Annotated in this window: 14 protein-coding genes, 2 tRNA genes and 1 riboswitch; of the genes, 4 read left to right on the top strand and 12 right to left on the bottom strand. The window is 28.0% G+C overall.

Annotation, left to right across the window (positions count from 1 at the left end; all coding sequences use genetic code 11):
• Window positions 1-75: 75 nt before the first annotated feature.
• The 9 genes from licT to OIF33_RS05270 form a co-directional block, all read right to left on the bottom strand.
• Window positions 76-924 (bottom strand): BglG family transcription antiterminator LicT, encoded by an 849-nt coding sequence (gene licT, locus OIF33_RS05230; protein WP_322503164.1) that lies wholly within the window; start codon window positions 922-924, stop codon window positions 76-78.
• 182 nt (window positions 925-1106) lie between these two features.
• A complete protein-coding gene (locus OIF33_RS05235; protein WP_322503165.1) occupies window positions 1107-2003 on the bottom strand; it encodes a metal ABC transporter substrate-binding protein in 897 nt (298 codons plus the stop codon).
• Window positions 2004-2158: 155 nt separating this feature from the next.
• Window positions 2159-4927 (bottom strand): ATP-binding protein, encoded by a 2769-nt coding sequence (locus tag OIF33_RS05240; RefSeq protein WP_322503166.1) that lies wholly within the window; start codon window positions 4925-4927, stop codon window positions 2159-2161.
• Window positions 4917-6062 carry a DNA repair exonuclease gene (locus tag OIF33_RS05245; protein WP_322503167.1) on the bottom strand — a complete coding sequence of 382 codons (1146 nt, stop codon included), beginning with the start codon at window positions 6060-6062 and terminating at the stop codon, window positions 4917-4919. Before OIF33_RS05245 ends, OIF33_RS05240 begins: the two co-directional genes overlap by 11 nt.
• A gap of 285 nt (window positions 6063-6347) precedes the next feature.
• Window positions 6348-6530: an alpha/beta-type small acid-soluble spore protein gene (locus tag OIF33_RS05250; RefSeq protein WP_322503168.1), complete on the bottom strand. Its 183-nt coding sequence runs from the start codon at window positions 6528-6530 to the stop codon at window positions 6348-6350.
• 217 nt (window positions 6531-6747) lie between these two features.
• Window positions 6748-8883, bottom strand: coding sequence for a bifunctional metallophosphatase/5'-nucleotidase (locus OIF33_RS05255; RefSeq protein WP_322503169.1), 2136 nt, complete (start codon window positions 8881-8883; stop codon window positions 6748-6750).
• A gap of 173 nt (window positions 8884-9056) precedes the next feature.
• A tRNA-Trp gene (locus tag OIF33_RS05260) sits at window positions 9057-9132 on the bottom strand.
• Window positions 9133-9160: 28 nt separating this feature from the next.
• A tRNA-Trp gene (locus OIF33_RS05265) sits at window positions 9161-9236 on the bottom strand.
• A gap of 213 nt (window positions 9237-9449) precedes the next feature.
• Window positions 9450-10070, bottom strand: coding sequence for a CBS domain-containing protein (locus OIF33_RS05270; protein WP_322503170.1), 621 nt, complete (start codon window positions 10068-10070; stop codon window positions 9450-9452).
• Between the two features lie 299 nt (window positions 10071-10369).
• Between OIF33_RS05270 and tsaE the strand changes: the two genes are divergently transcribed.
• The 3 genes from tsaE to rimI are packed head-to-tail and all read left to right on the top strand — an operon-like array spanning window position 10370 to window position 11978.
• Window positions 10370-10834: a tRNA (adenosine(37)-N6)-threonylcarbamoyltransferase complex ATPase subunit type 1 TsaE gene (gene tsaE, locus OIF33_RS05275; protein ID WP_322503171.1), complete on the top strand. Its 465-nt coding sequence runs from the start codon at window positions 10370-10372 to the stop codon at window positions 10832-10834.
• Window positions 10828-11532, top strand: a complete 705-nt coding sequence (gene tsaB, locus OIF33_RS05280) for a tRNA (adenosine(37)-N6)-threonylcarbamoyltransferase complex dimerization subunit type 1 TsaB (protein WP_322503172.1) — start codon at window positions 10828-10830, stop codon at window positions 11530-11532. Before tsaE ends, tsaB begins: the two co-directional genes overlap by 7 nt.
• Entirely contained in the window at window positions 11532-11978 is a 447-nt protein-coding gene (gene rimI, locus OIF33_RS05285) for a ribosomal protein S18-alanine N-acetyltransferase (protein WP_322503173.1), read from the top strand. The genes tsaB and rimI overlap by 1 nt, the downstream gene beginning before the upstream one ends.
• A 34-nt stretch (window positions 11979-12012) precedes the next feature.
• Here the strand turns inward: rimI and OIF33_RS05290 are convergent, their stop codons facing one another.
• Window positions 12013-12603: an ECF transporter S component gene (locus OIF33_RS05290; RefSeq protein WP_322503174.1), complete on the bottom strand. Its 591-nt coding sequence runs from the start codon at window positions 12601-12603 to the stop codon at window positions 12013-12015.
• A gap of 126 nt (window positions 12604-12729) precedes the next feature.
• Window positions 12730-12846: riboswitch (FMN riboswitch) on the bottom strand.
• A 95-nt stretch (window positions 12847-12941) separates the two neighbouring features.
• Window positions 12942-15104 carry an RNA-binding transcriptional accessory protein Tex gene (gene tex / locus OIF33_RS05295; RefSeq protein WP_322503175.1) on the bottom strand — a complete coding sequence of 721 codons (2163 nt, stop codon included), beginning with the start codon at window positions 15102-15104 and terminating at the stop codon, window positions 12942-12944.
• A gap of 261 nt (window positions 15105-15365) precedes the next feature.
• Between tex and OIF33_RS05300 the strand changes: the two genes are divergently transcribed.
• Window positions 15366-16709, top strand: a complete 1344-nt coding sequence (locus OIF33_RS05300) for a M28 family metallopeptidase (protein WP_322503176.1) — start codon at window positions 15366-15368, stop codon at window positions 16707-16709.
• Between the two features lie 135 nt (window positions 16710-16844).
• Here the strand turns inward: OIF33_RS05300 and prfB are convergent.
• Window positions 16845-17940, bottom strand: a protein-coding gene (gene prfB, locus OIF33_RS05305; protein WP_322503177.1) for a peptide chain release factor 2 whose coding sequence is annotated in 2 segments (ribosomal slippage) — window positions 16845-17861 and window positions 17863-17940 — 1095 coding nt in all. Because the reading frame shifts where the segments join, the coding sequence is not laid out codon by codon here.
• Window positions 17941-18028: the final 88 nt, after the last annotated feature.

Here is an 18028-nt window from a genome sequence, read left to right on the forward strand (position 1 = left end):
TAAGACACCTATTTTATGATTCAATAGGTATTAAAATAATAAATCCAAGTCTTGCCTGCTAATCCAGTAACAATCCTAGCTATTCTCTTTTATTACAGATATAACTCTGTGAATATGCATTGTTAAATATAATATTTCGTCATCACTAACTTTATAATTGTACTTTGTGCCCATATAATCTTTTATTTTTACGGCACATTCATATGCATCCTTGTAATTAACCTTAATTACTTCTAAAAATGAATTTTCTTTATTTTCGCTTTGAGTATCTGTCATAACTCTTTTTGCAAAATACTTCAAATGCGTAAGTAGCCTATCATAACTTATATCGTCATCATCAAACTCAACTGAAAAATTGTATCTTATGATATTTAAAATTCCTTTTACTATGTTAGTCATTTTTGTTGATTGACTTGCTGTCTCTTGATAGGTAGCATTTATTATATGTAATGCTATAAATCCAGCTTCATCAATAGGTAGTGATATCTTTAATTTTGAATTAATATGATCTACCGCCCAAAGTCCAATTTCAAATTCTTCTTTATGAATCCTTTTTATTTCATGTAAAAATTCATTTTTAATTTTAATGTTTTTTTGATATCTTTTAATTGAAAAAGCAATGTGGTCTGCTAGAGAAATGTAAACTTGTTTATCAAGCTTTCTATCTAGTGTTTTTTCAGCATGTATTATTATCTCATGAGCTAATTGAAAAATACCATCTGGAATTTGATTAATAAGTCTTTTTATCTTATCTCCTACTCCACGTTTATCAACAGTAAATGTTTTTTCTATTTTACTGTTATCAATCTCTTGACCTACTTTTTTCTTAAAAGCTATTCCACACCCCATTAAAATAACTTCTTTCTTAGTCTTTGGGTCTATTGATACTACTACATTATTATTAAGAATTTTCTCTATGATCATAGATTTGTCAACTCCTTGGTCTTGAGAAAATAAAAAACCTAAATTAAGAAAATAGTGTACCTTTCTTAATTTAGGTATTGCCTGCTTTACAGTAACAATCCTGTTCTATAATTACACTGTAATTATAGCATCAGATTTTGCTTCTGTAAAGCTTTTATTCGTTTTATCTACATCTTTCGACTTTATTTTTGTGACGCTAATGCATCGTATATTTTTGAAAGATTTTCTTTCATAGCATCTAAGTAACTTATACCATCTTCATTACTTTCTAATGTATATATTTTCTCAATTTTTCCTCCAACCTCATTTGCTAATGTTTGTGATATTTTCTCACTAGCTAATTCAGGCATAAAGATTGTTTTTATATTATTCTCTTTACAGAACTTAACTATTTCTTGCATTTTTTGAGGAGTTATTTCTCCCTCTCCAAAAAGATTTTCAACACTAACTTGTTTTAAACCAAATTCTCTGCATAAATATCCAAACGCTGCATGCCCAGTAACAAAATCTTTGTTAGTTAATCCATTGAACTTTTCTTTATACTCATTTGCTAAAGAATCAGCTTGCTCTGAAAACTTATTATAATTCTCTTCATAGTAAGCTTTATTTTCTGGATCCACTTCAACTAAAGCATTTTTTATATTTAATGCTTCCACTTTTGCTCCATTTAAACTCAACCAAAGATGAGGATCTACTTTATCCCCTTCTTTTAATACATCTGCTCCAGTAGATGCATCTACTGTTTTAACCTCTTTATTTTCTATTGTATTAAGCACTTGATCTATCCAATGTTCCATACCTAATCCATTATAAACAAAAACTTTCGCTTTATTTAATTCAAGTAAATCTTGAGTTTTAGGTTCAAAATCATGTGGTTCTGCTCCGTTAGGAACCATTGTTTTTATATTCACCTTATCTCCACCGATTATTTCAGTAAATTCTCTTAAAGGCTCAATGCTTACAACTACATCTACTTTTCCGTTATCTTTGTTATTTTCAGCAGTTTTAGCACTTTGGCATCCAACAAAAAAAGCTGCCATAATTATACCTAAAAAAACTGTAATTAATTTCTTTCCCATATTCCCTCCAGTTTGCAAATGATTTGCATTATTATAATATAAACTTTATATTACTTTTCTATTATTGTCAATATTTATAAAAAAACTATCATAGAAAGTAAAAAAATAAGACTCTACCATTAATTCCTTTGATAAAGTCTTATACTCTTTAAACTTTAAAGCTCTATTATATTTATATTTTCTCTTTCCTTTAAAAGATTAATTTCTCTCTTTTGACAAGTAAATAAAATTATTTGATTCTTTTCTGATCTTCTATATATTATATCTAACATAGTCTTTAATCTTTTATCATCATATTGAGTAAAACTTTCATCTAGTATTATAGGAACTTTTTTATTTTCAAATATTATATCAATAATACCTATTCGAAGAGCTAAATATATTTGATCATAAGTTCCACTACTAAGATAATTAGTATCCATAATAGCATTATTTTTTGTATTTTTAACAACTAAATTATAATCCTCTGATACCTTTAAATCCTTATATACTCCCTTAGTTACTTCTCCAAAAACCTCTTCTACTTTTTTATTTATTACAGGCCCGAAGCTCTTTTGAAGTTCTTTAAAAGCTTTCTCCATATACTTTGCTGCAATCTCTATACCTTTTAAATTTTTTTCTAACAATTTGATTTTTTCTTTTACTTCTGCTAAATCTTCATCTATTATAAATAAACTTCTACAGGTTAATTCTTTACTACTTATTAGATATTCTACATCTTTTATTTCTTTTTCAACATTCAATAATTCATTATTTTTGCTCTTTATTTCCTTTAAAATTTCTTCTTCACTATAATAATCTTCCTCAATATCCTTAGTTAATTCATACTTAAGTCCATTTTTAACTTCTGCTACATCTCTTCCTTTAAGTAACAGCTTACAACTTTCCATTACCCCATTTAGTTTATTTTCTAAACTTTCCTTATATTCTATCTTTTTTAATATTTCATCTAAACTAAAATATACTTCCCTTAATTCCTTGTTTTGTAAAGATGTATTGATTAAATAATTTCTAATTCTACTCTCTAAGCTTAGAATATTATGATTTAACTCACTTAAATTTTCTTCTACTTCTTTCAATTCTGCTTTTTTTCTATTTAGCAAATCTTCTTGATTTTTCTTTTCTCTTGAAAGCTCCAAGATTTCCTCTAAAGAATTTGCTCTAGTAACCTTTAGAAGCTTTTCTATAAAAGCTTGATTATTTGATAATATTTCCTTAGTTTCTTCTTCTTTCAATAGAACTAAACTTTTTTCTTTTTCTTTGATTTCAATTGAAAGAATATCTAATTCTTTTTTGATAAATCTATAATCTTCTAATGTTTCCTTAATAGCATAATCATTTTTTACATTAAGAAAATTTTTATATTCATTAATTTTATTTTCTAATGATTTTAATTCCTCTTTTTCTTTTATAGAATTATCTATTTCACTAATTATCTCATTTATATTATTTTTTTCCTTTTTATAAGAATTGCTTTTAGCTAACAAAAAGATAAATGATAACATTCCAACTATTGCCAATGCTAAATTTATTATATTTTCACTCTTTAAATAATTGAAAAAGAAAAAAAGAAAAATTACTCCACTTATAATTTCTCCTATTCTGCATAAAAGAATCTTCTTTGAAAAGCTATTGTCTTTATCCTGAAATTCTTCTAAATCATCTTTAAAATCATTTTTCCCTAAATTATATCTTTTCTCTAAATCATATTTTTCTAAATCACTTTCTATTTCAATTACTAAACTATCATTTAATCTTAAAGCATTTAAATGACTTAAAAAATCATTTTTCTTTTCATTTAATTGATAGAGTCCACTCTTAATTTCTTTTATAACCTCATAGTTTTCCTTTAGCTTACTTTCCTCAACTCTTAACTCAATTAGCTTAGTTTCTAAATTATTTGATAACTCATTTAAAATCCCATATTTTTTTAATTTTTCGTTGTATTCATTTATAGAGTCTTTTAATTCACTTATTTTCTCTTCTTTTTCTTTCATAGAATTTTTTAGAACTTCATGATTTCTGAATTCTTCTTTTAATTCATTAATCTTTTTTAGGTCACATATAGCTTGTACATCTTTTAATTCTTCCAATAAAGTTCTTAGATTATTTTCTAACTCTTCTTTTTTATTTAAGTATTCATTTATATTTTCATACTCATTTTTTAGTTCTGATTTTTTCAGATGTTCCTTTGCTTGTTCTAGTTCCTTAATTCTAAGATTTAAATCCTCTTTTTTTAATTTTAGTTTATTCAAATATACTTCATTTTCTATATTTTCTTCATGAATAACTATTCTTTTATATCGTTCTTCTAAAAGATTGCTTTCTTTGACCTTTAATAAATCAAGCTTCCCTGTTTTTCTTAAATTGGTTAATTGCTTTTTATTTTCATTTAAATTATTTTTTATTTTTTTATAAGAAACTTCATCTGCTCCGCACTCTAAAATATTTATAATCTTATTTAAGACATCATCTTGTTTAGAATTTTCTACACTACATCCCATTTGACTTATGAATAGAGTGTTTTTAAATCCATCTGCTGAAATATTTAATATATCTTTTCCAGGCTCTTGCCAAGAATATTTATTTATTTTCTCTCCTGTTATATTATTAAAAATATTTCCTTCATCGTATTTCTTAGTCTTTCCAAAGCTTCTATCTATTAAAAGTTCTTCATTTTCTACTTCTATAAGTAACTCTCCTGAAAATGTACTTTTTCCTATTGGAGTATATTTTGCTCTATCTGCTAAAGATTTTTTACCTTTTTTGTTATCAACGCCATATAGCATAACCTTTATGAAAGATTGTAGTGTACTTTTACCACTTTCATTTTCACCATAAATTATGTTAAATCCCTCTTTTAATTCTAATTCTTTATTTTCTAATTTCCCAAAGGATTTTGCATTTATTTTCTTAATTATCATTTAAATTCACTTCTCCATCTAAAAGACTTTCCATACCAAATCTAAAAGCTATATCAAGTATTTCATCATCCTCTTCTCCTGATTCAAAAGCATCTTTTATTAGGGAACAAAAAATACCTTTAATTGAATATTCATTACTAAGCTCATCTATATCTATTTTAATTCTAGTAGAGTTCTCAATCTTACAATAAAAAAATTTCTCTCTAATTAAATTTTCCAATAAATCAGTGTCAATTTTAAAATGCTCCTCTATATTTCCTTTTAATATAACTTTAAATAAATTTTTTACTCTTGATTCTTTTGAAAAAGTATTTAATATTTTTTCGATTATTTCTTCCTTAGTTTCACATCCTGATACATCAACTTCTTTTATGAAATATTCTCTTTTATTCATTTTTACAAAGTTTAAATCTACTGCTCCTAAAGTTACATTTCCTAATATTATTCCTTTGTTTCCAGCTTCATCAAACCCTCTTCCCTCTGGACAACCTACATACGCATAATAAGTTTTACCGATTTTCTTTATTCCTGAAAACTTATGAATATGACCTAAAGCTATATAATCCATATTACTAGCTTCTATCTCTTTAAATAAAAGAGGATTGTATTCTCCAACTTCATTATTTCCTAACTCTCCATGTAGAAGCATAATTTTTATTAAATTTTTATCATCTTCTTCCACTCTAAAATCTTTTAGTTGTGATTCCCTAATATACTTATCATTGAATGATGCTCCATATACCACTGTGTTTAATTCAGGTATTTCTACCCTCTCCATTTGATTATTAAATATATAAACATTTTTTCCCCAACTAATCATGTTATAAAAAGATTTTTTATTATAAGGATCATGGTTTCCAGCAGCAATAAATACTTTTATATTATGCCTACTTAGTTTATCCATCTGATCTTTTATAAAAATAAGAGTACTCTTTTCCACAGTATCATTGTCAAAAAGGTCTCCTGTTAAAAGAATTAAATCAACTTTTTCATCTATTCCTTTATTTATTATTTTACTAAAGCATTCTCTTAATTCTGCTCTTCTCATTACACCTATTTCTTTTGGTAATTCCTTAAAAGGAGTATCAAAATGAATATCGCTACAATGTAATATTTTTACCTTTTTCAACAGCATGACACCTCGCTTATTCCAATTTATTCTAATTTTATCATAGAGAATGTCAAAAAAAAAGACTATCTAGAGGATGTAACATCCTCTAGATAGCTTTTTGCGGTAGAAGTTTAAGCTTCATGTTTTGGTGGTTTACCTTCCATAACACTTCCTCCTGCTATATCTTCAGAATCACTATGTAGGTTATCTTCAATGGTCGTTTCTGCGTTTGTTTCTGCAATGCCCATATATATTACCTCCTACTTTCAAATGAATCTTTGGTTTAATTAAGTACTAGCGAAAGGGTTATTATTTTAACTGACTTTCATAAGCTTCTACCATTCTTTTTACCATTTCGCCGCCTACGGAACCACATTGTCTTGAACTTAGGTCTCCATTATAATCTGAGAATGGTACACCTAGCTCTCTAGCTACCTCAGTCTTGAATTTACTTAATCCATTTTTTGCTTCTGGAACTAATGTTTTTGACATTTCTAATTCCTCCTTTGGCTTTGGTAATTTGTAAGCTTGAAATTTGTTTATCTCTTGCTTACACTATTATATTAACCAGAATGCAGATTATAAACCTATGAAATAGAAGGATTTTTATCTATATAATGCCAATATAATATAACTCTCTTTCAAAGCAATTTAGACTCTTAAAAAGTAACTACCAATGAAAATTCACCTAAAACCTCTATATAATTATTTATCTTTTAATTTTTAATACTACACCTAATCCTATTAATAACATAGCTATTTGTGCTACAGTTTCTCCACCTATAGGAGATCCTGTATTAGGAATCTCATTTTCTTTTTTGTTGTTTTCTTCAACATCTTCTTGATTATTATCTATTTTATTTTCATTATTTTTTTGATTTTCTACATTTTCATCTACTTTAGGTAATTCTTCCTTACTAGCCTCATTATTTCCTTCATTATTTTTTTCTTTGTTTTTATCTGAATTTATATTAGCATCTTCTTTATCTTCTTTAGGTATATTATTATCCACATCTTCTTTAGATGTATTATTATCCACAGGCAAATCCTTCTCATTTATTGATGCTAAATTAGTATATTTTCCATCTTCAGAGCTAGGTATTTTTAACTCTCCTGAATTAACTAAATCTCTAACTTTTTTATAGTTTTCTGAGTTTGGATCTATACCTAGCAAACGCCAATTATTTTGTTTTTTTGCATTTATAACACCATTTTTAACATTTTTAATATAATCTATAGCTAAATTTCTTATTGTTCCTTCTTCTTCTCCATAAGCAGTTTTAGAATCCCAAAGTTTTTTAAAATCTTTACCTTCAAAGATTCCTCCCTTTCCTTGTAATTGTCCAAGCCTATATGAATTCATTCCTAATTTTAAGACATCTGTATCCTTAAGTTCCCTTCCATCCTTATATTTAACATCCTTAATTCTATTTCCTTCTTTTTCTCTTAAATCAATTTTATAAGTTATTCCACCAAACATATCATTAGTACTGTATTTAGATGCTCTTCTTTTAGGATTAAAACTTGGAGTAATGTCTCCTGGATTTAATGTATTAAAATATCCAGCAGCCCATTCCATGTATTTTTTTAAGTCTTTTCCTGTTACTTCATAAACGCTTATTTCTCCACCAGTATATCTATAGTTATACGCTATATCTTTTTTCTTTATTTCTCCTAAATCTAACTTAGCTTTATCATTATCTATAGCTAATGCTATTACATCAGCCTTACTATAATACTTTCCAACTTCATGAAAGAAGTCAATTAATGGAGTATCTTCTATATGTATTGTAGGTATTCCTTTTATGTAATCTTCATCTACCATATTAACCCCTTCAAGTCTTCCGATAACTGAATTGGCATCTTTACGCAACTCTTCGTGAAAAGGCTTTAATAGATTTTCTATTTCTTTATCTGATTCTACATTAGCCACTGAAATAGTATTAGTGCTTTTATTTTTTAATACATTTTTACCATTTTCTTTTTTGAATGTTAAATCTATTTTTGAGACAGCCTGTCCATATTTTCCTGGTTCAGTTATAATTACTCCATTTATAATATCGTTTTCAACTAGTTTATGCATATGTCCACCTATAATTGCTGTAAGTTCAGGACACTGATTAGCAATATCTCTAACACCTGTATTCGGGATTTCATTTTCATTATCTAAGCCCATATGCATAACGCCAATCATAGCATCAACTTTTCCATCTAATTCTTTTATAATCTTTTTTGTTTCTTTAACTGGATCTCTAAACTCAATTCCTTTTATATTATATGGTTTTTCAAATTCTTTTATCATAGGAGTATCCATTCCTATAATGCCTATTTTTATTCCGTCTCTTTCTATTATAGTATATCCATCCATATATCTTGTTCCATCGTCATTATAGATGTTACCCGCTAATACTTTTCCTTCAAATTGATTTGTTACATGCTTAAGAACATCTAATCCAAAGTTAAATTCATGGTTTCCCATTTCCCAAACATCATATTTCATCTTATTCATACCTAAAACCATAGGTTGCTTAGGTCCTTTATTAAAAGTTTCAACAAAGTTATCTTGAATTGAGTCACCTGCATCTACAAGAATTACATTTTGATTCTCTTTTCTTTCTTTTTTTACAATTGTTGATATTTGTGATAAGCTTCCTGAATTATTTTCAGTATCTGATGCATAATCCCAAGGAACAAATCTTCCATGTATATCTGAAGTTCCTAAAATAGTAACTTTAGTTTCATTAGAAATTTCCTCCCCCTTAACGACTTTATCATTAAAAAAACATAGATTTAATGATAAAAACATAATTGTAGCAAAACTTAATGGTTTAATAATTTTTCTCACTATTCTTTATCCCCTTTACTTTTAAACTGTACAGATAATATTATACATCGTTTTAAAATCGTTTACAATTTTTATATATTTTACACATTTTATAATATAAACATCTTTACAAAAACCAATATTTTTTTTAAAATTAAGCAAAAAAAAATCAGTAAATTAATTTACTGATTTTCTGGCAGGGGCAGTAGGACTTGAACCCACAACCAATGGTTTTGGAGACCACTACTCTACCAATTGAGCCATACCCCTATAATATTATGTTATAATTTGTGTTAATTGGCAGGGGCAGTAGGACTCGAACCCACAACCAATGGTTTTGGAGACCACTACTCTACCAATTGAGCCATACCCCTGAACACAGAATTTATTATATATTAAAAATAAACTTAACGCAAGGGTTTTTTATGTAAAATTTTATTTTTAATAAAAAATACATATTAATTCCTTGATAAAATAGTCTTATATTTACTCATAAAAGTAGAGTATATTCTATTTTCAAACCTATAAATAAGGATTACTAAAATTTCTTTTAAAATATACTCTACTCTATACTCTTAACTATTTTATTATGCTAATTTAAATCCTGAATCTTTCAATTTTTTCTTTATATTATTAATATCTCCATTCTTAATTCTAACAATGACTTCTTTAACCTCAGTTAAACTTTTTGTATCTATAATAACTACACTTAATATATCTCCCTCTTCTTGAGATATTATTTTAGTCATCTTTGATAATTGTCCTGGAACATCAAAAGTTCTTATAACTATTCTTTCTCCCTTGTTAAGGCCAAAGGCATTATTGAACTCTTTAAATACAGCTTTATGAGTTAATATTCCCTTAAAATTATCAAATTCATCTACAACAGCAACAAAAGAAATTCTCATTTTTTCTAACATAGCAACTGCTTTTTCTATATGTTCTTCCTTACTTATTATAGGAATTTCTGTTTTAAAAATTTCTCCCACAGTAACATTATTCAATAACTCTTCTTTACTTAAATTATTTTTAAAATAATGCTCATATATACAGCTTTTAGACACTGCCCCCCTAAATTTATTGCCATCTACTACAGGAATTGATAAAAAATTATTATCATCCATAATTTTTAATGCATCTTTAAGTATAGTTTTAGAAGTAACCAAATCAAGATTGTCCTTCTTTGTCATAACAGCCTTTACTAACATACAAATCCCCCCAATTCCTAAATTTACATACTTTATAATAATATTATACTATTATCCCATTATATAATTATCTAATTATATTAAATTTACAAAAGTATCAATTAAAGAGTCTTTTGCCCTTTAAAGGTTAATATTATAATAATTTTATAGGTGTATGTTTTATTAAATCTCATAGAAAATTTGAATCATTTAAAACACATAATAAAACTTAAAATATCTTATTAAATCTAGCATCTCTTTTCTTTTTCTTTAAATTTGGATAGAATGATTAAAGAGTGTTAATTTGAAAGGAGTTCTTTATGGAATTTATAGTAGATAGTGTAGAGAAAACTATGCATATTGGAAGACAACTTGGTTCTCTTGTAAATAAAGGAGATATTCTTTGTTTAACTGGCGACTTAGGAACTGGCAAAACTCATATAAGCAAAGGAATTGCAGAAGGATTAGGAATTGATGAGCATATAACTAGTCCAACTTTTAATATAGTTAATGAATATCATAGTGGAAGATTAACTCTTTACCATTTTGATGTTTATAGAGTTAATGATCCAGATGAAATTGAAGCAATAGGATTTGATGAATATATCTTTGGTGATGGCGTAAGCTTAATTGAATGGGCTAACTATATAGAGGAACTTATCCCAGAAGAATATATACATATTAAAATAGAAAAATTACCTGATATGGGTGAAAACTTTAGAAAAATAACTATTAATAGTTATGGAGATAGATATAACTACATAAAGGAGATAAAAGAATGTTAGTATTAGCTGTTGACTCTTCTTCTAGCACTGCTACATGTGCCTTAGTAAATGAAAAGGGAGTTCTAGGAGAAATAAACTTAAATGATAAAAAACAACACTCCGTTTTATTAATGGATTTAATAGATGATTTACTTAAATATAACGACTTAAAAATCAAAGATTTAGATGGATTTGCTATTAGCGAAGGACCTGGTTCATTTACTGGTCTTAGAATAGGAATGGCAACTATTAAAGGGTTAAGCTTTGGAAGTAAAAAGCCTTCTGTTTGTATTTCTTCTCTTGATACCTTAGCTTATAACATATCAGGCTTTAAAGGGATAATCTGTCCAATTATAGATGCTCTTAGAGGAAATGTATATGCTTCTCTTTATAAAAAAGACGGAGATGAGCTTATTTCCCTTAGTGAAAAAGAATGTATTTCCTTAAATGACTTAGTTGAAAAAATTAAAGAGAGAAATGAAGATGTTATCTTTGTTGGAGACGGAATAACTAAGCACAAAGCTTTCCTAAAAGAAGCTCTTCCTAACTGTTCTTTCGCACCTAATCATTCAGCTTATCCAAGAGCAGCATCAGTTGGAGAATTAGGATTAAGATTATTAGAAAATGGAGTTTATCATGATTTAAATACATATGCTCCAGTTTACTTAAGAAAATCTCAAGCTGAAAGAGAATACGAAGAAAGAATGAGATTAAAATAATGAGTTCTTATAAAATAGAACCTATGAACTCTTCTCATATAGAAGGTGTTTTTGAAGTAAGTAAACTTAGCCTTACGGAGGCTTGGAATATAGAATCGATTGAAAATGAGCTTTCAAACAAGTTAGCAAAATACCTTGTGGCTCTAGATGAGAATAAGGTTATAGGCTTTCTTGGAATGTGGGTTGTTTTTGGTGAAGGAGATATAACAAACATAGCTGTTCATCCAGAATATAGAAAGCAAGGAATTGGAAATCTATTAATGGATAATCTAATTACTTTATGTAAGGAAAATAACATAAATTCTCTTACTCTAGAAGTAAGAGAATCAAACCTTCCAGCACAAAATCTTTATAAAAAACATGGATTCAAAGAGGAAGGGATAAGAAAAAACTTCTACCACAATCCCAAAGAAAACGCCATAATAATGTGGAGACACAATATTTAAATAAAAAAGAGCCCTAAATTAGAGCTCTTTTTTATTATCCTAAATTTTCTTTCATAGGTTTGTCTAGCATAGGTTCAACTTTGAACACTGATACAGATAGCTTTTTATATAGTACATATGTTATTCCACATACTAAAATCGCTTTTATTCCGTTAAATGGAATTAATCCAACTGTTACATACTGCATTAATTCTGCCTTTGACATAGCCATACCATAGGCTGGAAGTAATAAATATACATTAGCTAATATTCCTACTATTTCTATAGCTAATATTCCTACTAACATTCCTAATATAGCAGTTTTCTTAGTCTTATTTCTCTTATAAATCATTGCTGCTGGCCACACCAAAGATACTCCAACTAAGAAATTAGCAATTTCTCCCACAAATCCTGTTCCAGTTCCCTTTACTATTAAAATTAATAAGTTTTTCATAAGTTCTATTATGACTCCTGATAATGGACCGAAAGCAAATGCTCCCATAAGTGCAGGCACATCACTTAAATCGATCTTTAACCACGGGAATATTGGTATTACTGGAAAATCAATGTACATAAGAATTACTGCAATAGCAGATAAAAGTGATAATTTAATAAATTTGTTTGTGTTTAAGGTTTTTGTTTTCATTTTGTCCCCTCCCAAAAGTTAATTCCTCTGGGGCTACTAAGTCTTTAATGACTTCATTCAAGCATAAAAAAGCCCTGATACGTAATTATATCAGGGCATATAGATTCAGAATTTAAATCATTAAACACTCATCTTCTTTCATCCAGACTATACTGTCGGCCTCGGAATTTCACCGAATCATGCTAAATTTAGCTCGCGGGCTTTACCGCCGGTGGGGACTTACACCCCGCCCTGAAGACTTTTTATTTATTTGTTATAATTTTAACTCTTTTTTATTTAAATTTCAATATATTAAATACTGAAATATATTAAAATTTACACTTATTTTAATTAATATTTTAACTTTCTTTTTTCATTGAAAGAGAAATTCTTTTTCTTTTTAAATCAACATCTAAAATTCTAACTTCTACAACATCTCCAACCTTAACTATATCAAGTGGATGTTTAACAAATCTATCAGCCATTTGACTCTTATGAACTAATCCATCTTGGTGAACTCCAATATCAACAAAAGCACCAAAGTCAGATACGTTTCTAACTGTTCCCATTAAAATCATACCTGGTTTTAAATCTTTCATATCTATTACTCCAGATTTAAATATTGGTTTAGGTAGTTCCTCTCTTGGGTCTCTTCCAGGCTTTTTAATTTCTTTTATAATATCATTTAGAGTAGGCTCTCCAACTTCTAATTCATTTGCTAAGTTACTTAATCCTTTAAGCTTTACTCTCTCATCAATATCTCCTAAATTTCCATTTTTTAAATCTGAGTCTTTGTAACCTAATATTTTTATAAGTTCCTTTGCTACTCCATATGATTCTGGATGGACAGAAGTATTATCTAAAAGTTCTTTACTTTCCATAACTCTTAGGAAACCAGCACATTGTTCATAAGCTTTTTGTCCTAATCTTTTTACCTTTAATAATTCTTTTCTACTCTTAAACTTACCGTTCTCTTCTCTATAATCAACTATATTTTTAGCTATTGTAGCATTTATTCCTGATATATAACTTAATAGAGATGGCGTTGCTATGTTTAAATCTACTCCAACATTATTAACACAATCCTCAACTATCCCTGCTAAAGACTCATCTAATTTCTTTTGAGTTACATCATGTTGATATTGACCTACTCCTATAGCTTTAGGATCAATCTTTACAAGCTCTGCTAATGGGTCCTGAAGTCTTCTTCCAATAGATATTGCTCCCCTTACCGTTACATCTAAGTCAGGATATTCTTTATTAGCAAGCTCTGATGCTGAATAAACAGAAGCTCCAGCCTCTGATACTATAACATAGAATAACTCTTTTCCTATTTCATCTTTTATTTCTTTAAGCATTCTTGCAATAACTTCTTCTGATTCTCTTGAAGCTGTCCCATTTCCTAAAGATATAACATCTACCCCATGTTTCTTAATAAGTTTTTTTAATGTAGCTATTGTCTCATCAATTCTATTTTGAGGAGCCGTTGGATAAACTGTTGTATTCTCAACAAATTTTCCTGTTTCATCTAAAATAGCAACCTTACATCCAGTTCTAAATCCAGGGTCAAATCCCATTACGACCTTTCCCTTTATAGGGGCTTGCATTAATAAAGCTTTTAAATTTGCTTTAAATATATCAATAGCTCCCTCTTCTCCTTTTGAAGTTAACTCACTTCTAATTTCTCTCTCTATTGATGGATAAATAAGTCTCTTTAAAGAATCTTTTATACTTTCTTGTAAGTACTTATCAGTAATATTATTATTTTTTAAAATTTTTCTATTTAAAAAGTCTATAATAACTTCCTCATTACATGTTACCTTAACAGAAAGAATCTTTTCTTTTTCTCCTCTATTAACAGCTAATATTCTATGTGATGGAATTGTTCTTACTGGCTCTTTATAGTCATAATACATCTCATAAGGTGTTTGTTCCTCACTTCCACCCTTAACTTCTAAAATTCCATCTCTTTGTACAAAACTTCTTATCCACTTTCTATAATCAGCATTATCAGATATTATTTCGCTTATTATATCCATTGCTCCTTGAATAGCTTCTTCTTCACCTTTAACTTCTTTATCTTCTTTTATGTATTTACTAGCTTCAGCAATTATATCGTCCTTAAAATCTCCTGATAATATAAGTTCTGCTAAAGGTTTTAACCCTCTTTCAACAGCCATAGTTGCTCTTGTTCTCTTTTTAGGTTTAAAAGGTCTATATATATCCTCAACCTCTGTAAGTGTAGTTGCTTTTTCAATTTTCAACTTTAATTCTGGTGTTAAATTATCCTGTTCTTCAATAATTCTTAAAACGTCTTCTTTTCTACTCTCTAAATTTCTTAAATAAGTTAATCTCTCATTAAATTTTCTTAAAATTTCATCTGATAACCCACCGGTTCTTTCTTTTCTATATCTAGCTATAAAAGGTACTGTATTTCCTTCATCTAGCATCTCTATAACACTTGCTACTTGTTTTAATGAAATACAAAGTTCTTTTGATAAAATCTCATGTATATTGTTCATAATGTCCTCCTATACTCTATCTCATTAACCATTAAACATAATTAAATTATTTCTTTATAAATTGATTTTAAAGTTGTTATTAATCTAAATAAATTTATATTAAACCGCTAAAATTCAGTAAAAATAAATTTTTTTAAAATAAACCTCATTTTATTATTATATTACTTCCAATTATTAATTCAAGATTAATGGTAATTTTTTGAATAAACATAATTTATATTTCATACCTTTAATTATAACCTAATCTTTAAGGAGGAAAATATGAAAAGATTATACATAACAATTATAAATGTGCTTCTTTGTGCACTTATTCTTATGATAAATTTCTCTTTAGTTTACAGAAATAAATTTAACCCCTTTGAAAAGGAAGATGTTTTAAACAATATAGAATATTTAACCTCTGATGAATTGGAAGGAAGACTTTGTGGAAACGAAGGAAATTATTTAGCTCAAGATTTTATTGAAAAATCTTTTATTAAGTCTAATATAAAAGAATTTAACTCTACTTATCTTCAAGATTTTAAAGTAAAAGCTCCTATATTGATTGAAGGTGATCCCTATCTTAAAGTTTATGATAAGAATAACAACTTAATAGTTTCTTATAAGTATGGAGTAGATTTTAAAGAAGCATTCATAAATTTTAGAGTAAATAATATAAGTTTTGATAACACCAATGAATTTAAAGCAGTGCCTTCTGCAATAAAAGGAACCTCATCTTCTAATAATAGTGTGGTTTTTCTTTCATCACCAATAGATTCTTTTAATTTTAGAAGTTCTTTTATTGAAAATACACCTTGTGATTTATATGTATTGGTTGCTCCAGATCTTATAAAAGAATTAGAATTCTATTTGAATAAAGGATATAGAATCGATTGTTTTCTTCCTTATAAAGTTGAAGAAAAAGAAGTAAATAATATTGCTGGAGTTATAAAAGGTAAGAATCCACTTTTACCCCCTTTAGTTCTAACAGCTCATTTTGATCATATGGGTAAAGGTATTTCCGGGGAAATCTATAGAGGAGCTTTAGATAATGCCTCTGGTGCTTCCTTTTTATTAGAATTAAGCTCTTTCCTAGCTTCATTGCCTCAACCATCAAGAGATATTATTGTGGTCTCATTAAATGCAGAGGAGTTTGGATTATTAGGTTCTAAAAACTTTGCTGAAGAAAATAAATCTTTATTAAAAGGAGCAACAGTTATAAATTTTGACATGATAGGTAGCGATAAAAACGTCCCTCTTACTTTTATGAACGGTGAAGGTAATTGTGCTCATAGCTATCTTCTAGATAGACTTTGTGAAATTTGTAATCAAAAAAAAATAACTACCATAATAGAAAACAAAGATTCTTCTGATCATGCTAGTTTCATTAAGGAAGGCCTTGACTCAATAACAATAAATGATGGAGATATTACAAGAATTCATACTCCTGAAGATACAATTGAGTATATAAGTCCTACAGCTATAGATAGAAGTTTCTCGGTAGTATGGAGTGAAATTTTCTCCACCTCCTACTCCTCATCAGGATTATTTTTATTAGACTTAAGAATTCTTGTGCTTTTAATATTATCAGTTCTACTTTGTATAATATTAAAACTTAAAATTTAGATTTAGGCTATTTTTTAGATGAATATTGATTTTTAACTAGCTCCTCAGACCTGCTTAATTTTAAGTGAAAGTCAAAATTAAAAGAACTAAAAGCTTTTTAAAACTATATTAGCTTTTAGTTCTTTTTTAATTCTATTATGAATTTAAATATGCAATTATAAAGTTATCTATATCTCCATCCATAACAGCATTTACATTTGATGTTTCAACATTAGTTCTATGATCCTTAACCATTGAATATGGATGAAAAACATAACTTCTTATTTGACTTCCCCATCCCATATCTTTTAATTCACCTGTTAAGTCTTCTATTTTCTCCTTATGTGCTCTCTCTTTAAGTTCTATCAGCTTAGATTTTAACATTGCCATAGCAGTATCTCTATTTGAAAACTGACTTCTTTCATTTTGACATTGAACTACTATTCCCGTTGGAATATGAGTAATTCTCACTGCAGACTCCGTTTTATTTACATGCTGACCACCAGCTCCACCTGCTCTATAAGTATCAATCCTTAAATCTACTGGATTTATTTCAATATCTTGATCTGATGTTAATTCTGGTAAAACCTCTACTGAAGCAAAAGAAGTTTGTCTTTTTCCATTAGCATTAAAAGGAGATATTCTAACTAATCTATGTATTCCTTTTTCTGCTTTTAAATAACCATAAGCAAACTCACCCTTAACTTTTAAAGTAACACTTTTAACACCAGCTTCATCTCCTGGTAGATAGTCAATAGTTTCTAATGAATATCCTTTCTTCTCACACCATCTTGTGTACATTCTAAGAAGCATTTCAGTCCAGTCATTAGCATCGCTTCCACCAACTCCTGTATGTAATGTTAATATGGCATCATTTCTATCATATTCACCTGATAATATAGTTTCTATTTTTAATGTGCCTATTTCTTTACTTAAAGCTTTAACTTCACTTATTATTTCTTGAGCTGTTTCCTCATCATTTTCTTCCATAAGTTCTTTTAAAACTTCTACATCATCTATTCTCTCATTTAAATTTTTAAACTTATCTATTTTATCCTTTGTTCTTTTTGCTTCTTGGGTTACTTCTTGAGCCTTTTGGACGTCATCCCAAAATCCCGCCTCTTGCATCTTTAACTCAAGTTCTTCACTTTTCTTCTCTAAAGATGCTAAGTCAAAGTGAAGCCCCCATTTCCTTTAAATTATTTTTTAGCTCATGCAACTTTGATAATTGATTTTCAAGTTCCATAATCATAAAAACTTCACCTCTATCTTTAATTATTTTTCATATTATAGAGTATATCATTTTACTGTTATTTAAAACAATAAAATGATATCTGTTT

It is taken from the genome of Clostridium sp. LIBA-8841 (assembly GCF_034439435.1).
GTDB lineage: Bacteria > Bacillota > Clostridia > Clostridiales > Clostridiaceae > Sarcina.

What these genes read in the sequence shown, in the direction of transcription:
- licT (WP_322503164.1), bottom strand. Translation starts at nt 924, where the DNA reads ATGATCATAGAGAAAATTCTTAATAATAATGTAGTAGTATCAATAGAC.
- OIF33_RS05235 (WP_322503165.1), bottom strand. Translation starts at nt 2,003, where the DNA reads ATGGGAAAGAAATTAATTACAGTTTTTTTAGGTATAATTATGGCAGCT.
- OIF33_RS05240 (WP_322503166.1), bottom strand. Translation starts at nt 4,927, where the DNA reads ATGATAATTAAGAAAATAAATGCAAAATCCTTTGGGAAATTAGAAAAT.
- OIF33_RS05245 (WP_322503167.1), bottom strand. Translation starts at nt 6,062, where the DNA reads ATGCTGTTGAAAAAGGTAAAAATATTACATTGTAGCGATATTCATTTT.
- OIF33_RS05250 (WP_322503168.1), bottom strand. Translation starts at nt 6,530, where the DNA reads ATGTCAAAAACATTAGTTCCAGAAGCAAAAAATGGATTAAGTAAATTC.
- OIF33_RS05270 (WP_322503170.1), bottom strand. Translation starts at nt 10,070, where the DNA reads ATGTTAGTAAAGGCTGTTATGACAAAGAAGGACAATCTTGATTTGGTT.
- tsaE (WP_322503171.1), top strand. Translation starts at nt 10,370, where the DNA reads ATGGAATTTATAGTAGATAGTGTAGAGAAAACTATGCATATTGGAAGA.
- tsaB (WP_322503172.1), top strand. Translation starts at nt 10,828, where the DNA reads ATGTTAGTATTAGCTGTTGACTCTTCTTCTAGCACTGCTACATGTGCC.
- rimI (WP_322503173.1), top strand. Translation starts at nt 11,532, where the DNA reads ATGAGTTCTTATAAAATAGAACCTATGAACTCTTCTCATATAGAAGGT.
- OIF33_RS05290 (WP_322503174.1), bottom strand. Translation starts at nt 12,603, where the DNA reads ATGAAAACAAAAACCTTAAACACAAACAAATTTATTAAATTATCACTT.
- tex (WP_322503175.1), bottom strand. Translation starts at nt 15,104, where the DNA reads ATGAACAATATACATGAGATTTTATCAAAAGAACTTTGTATTTCATTA.
- OIF33_RS05300 (WP_322503176.1), top strand. Translation starts at nt 15,366, where the DNA reads ATGAAAAGATTATACATAACAATTATAAATGTGCTTCTTTGTGCACTT.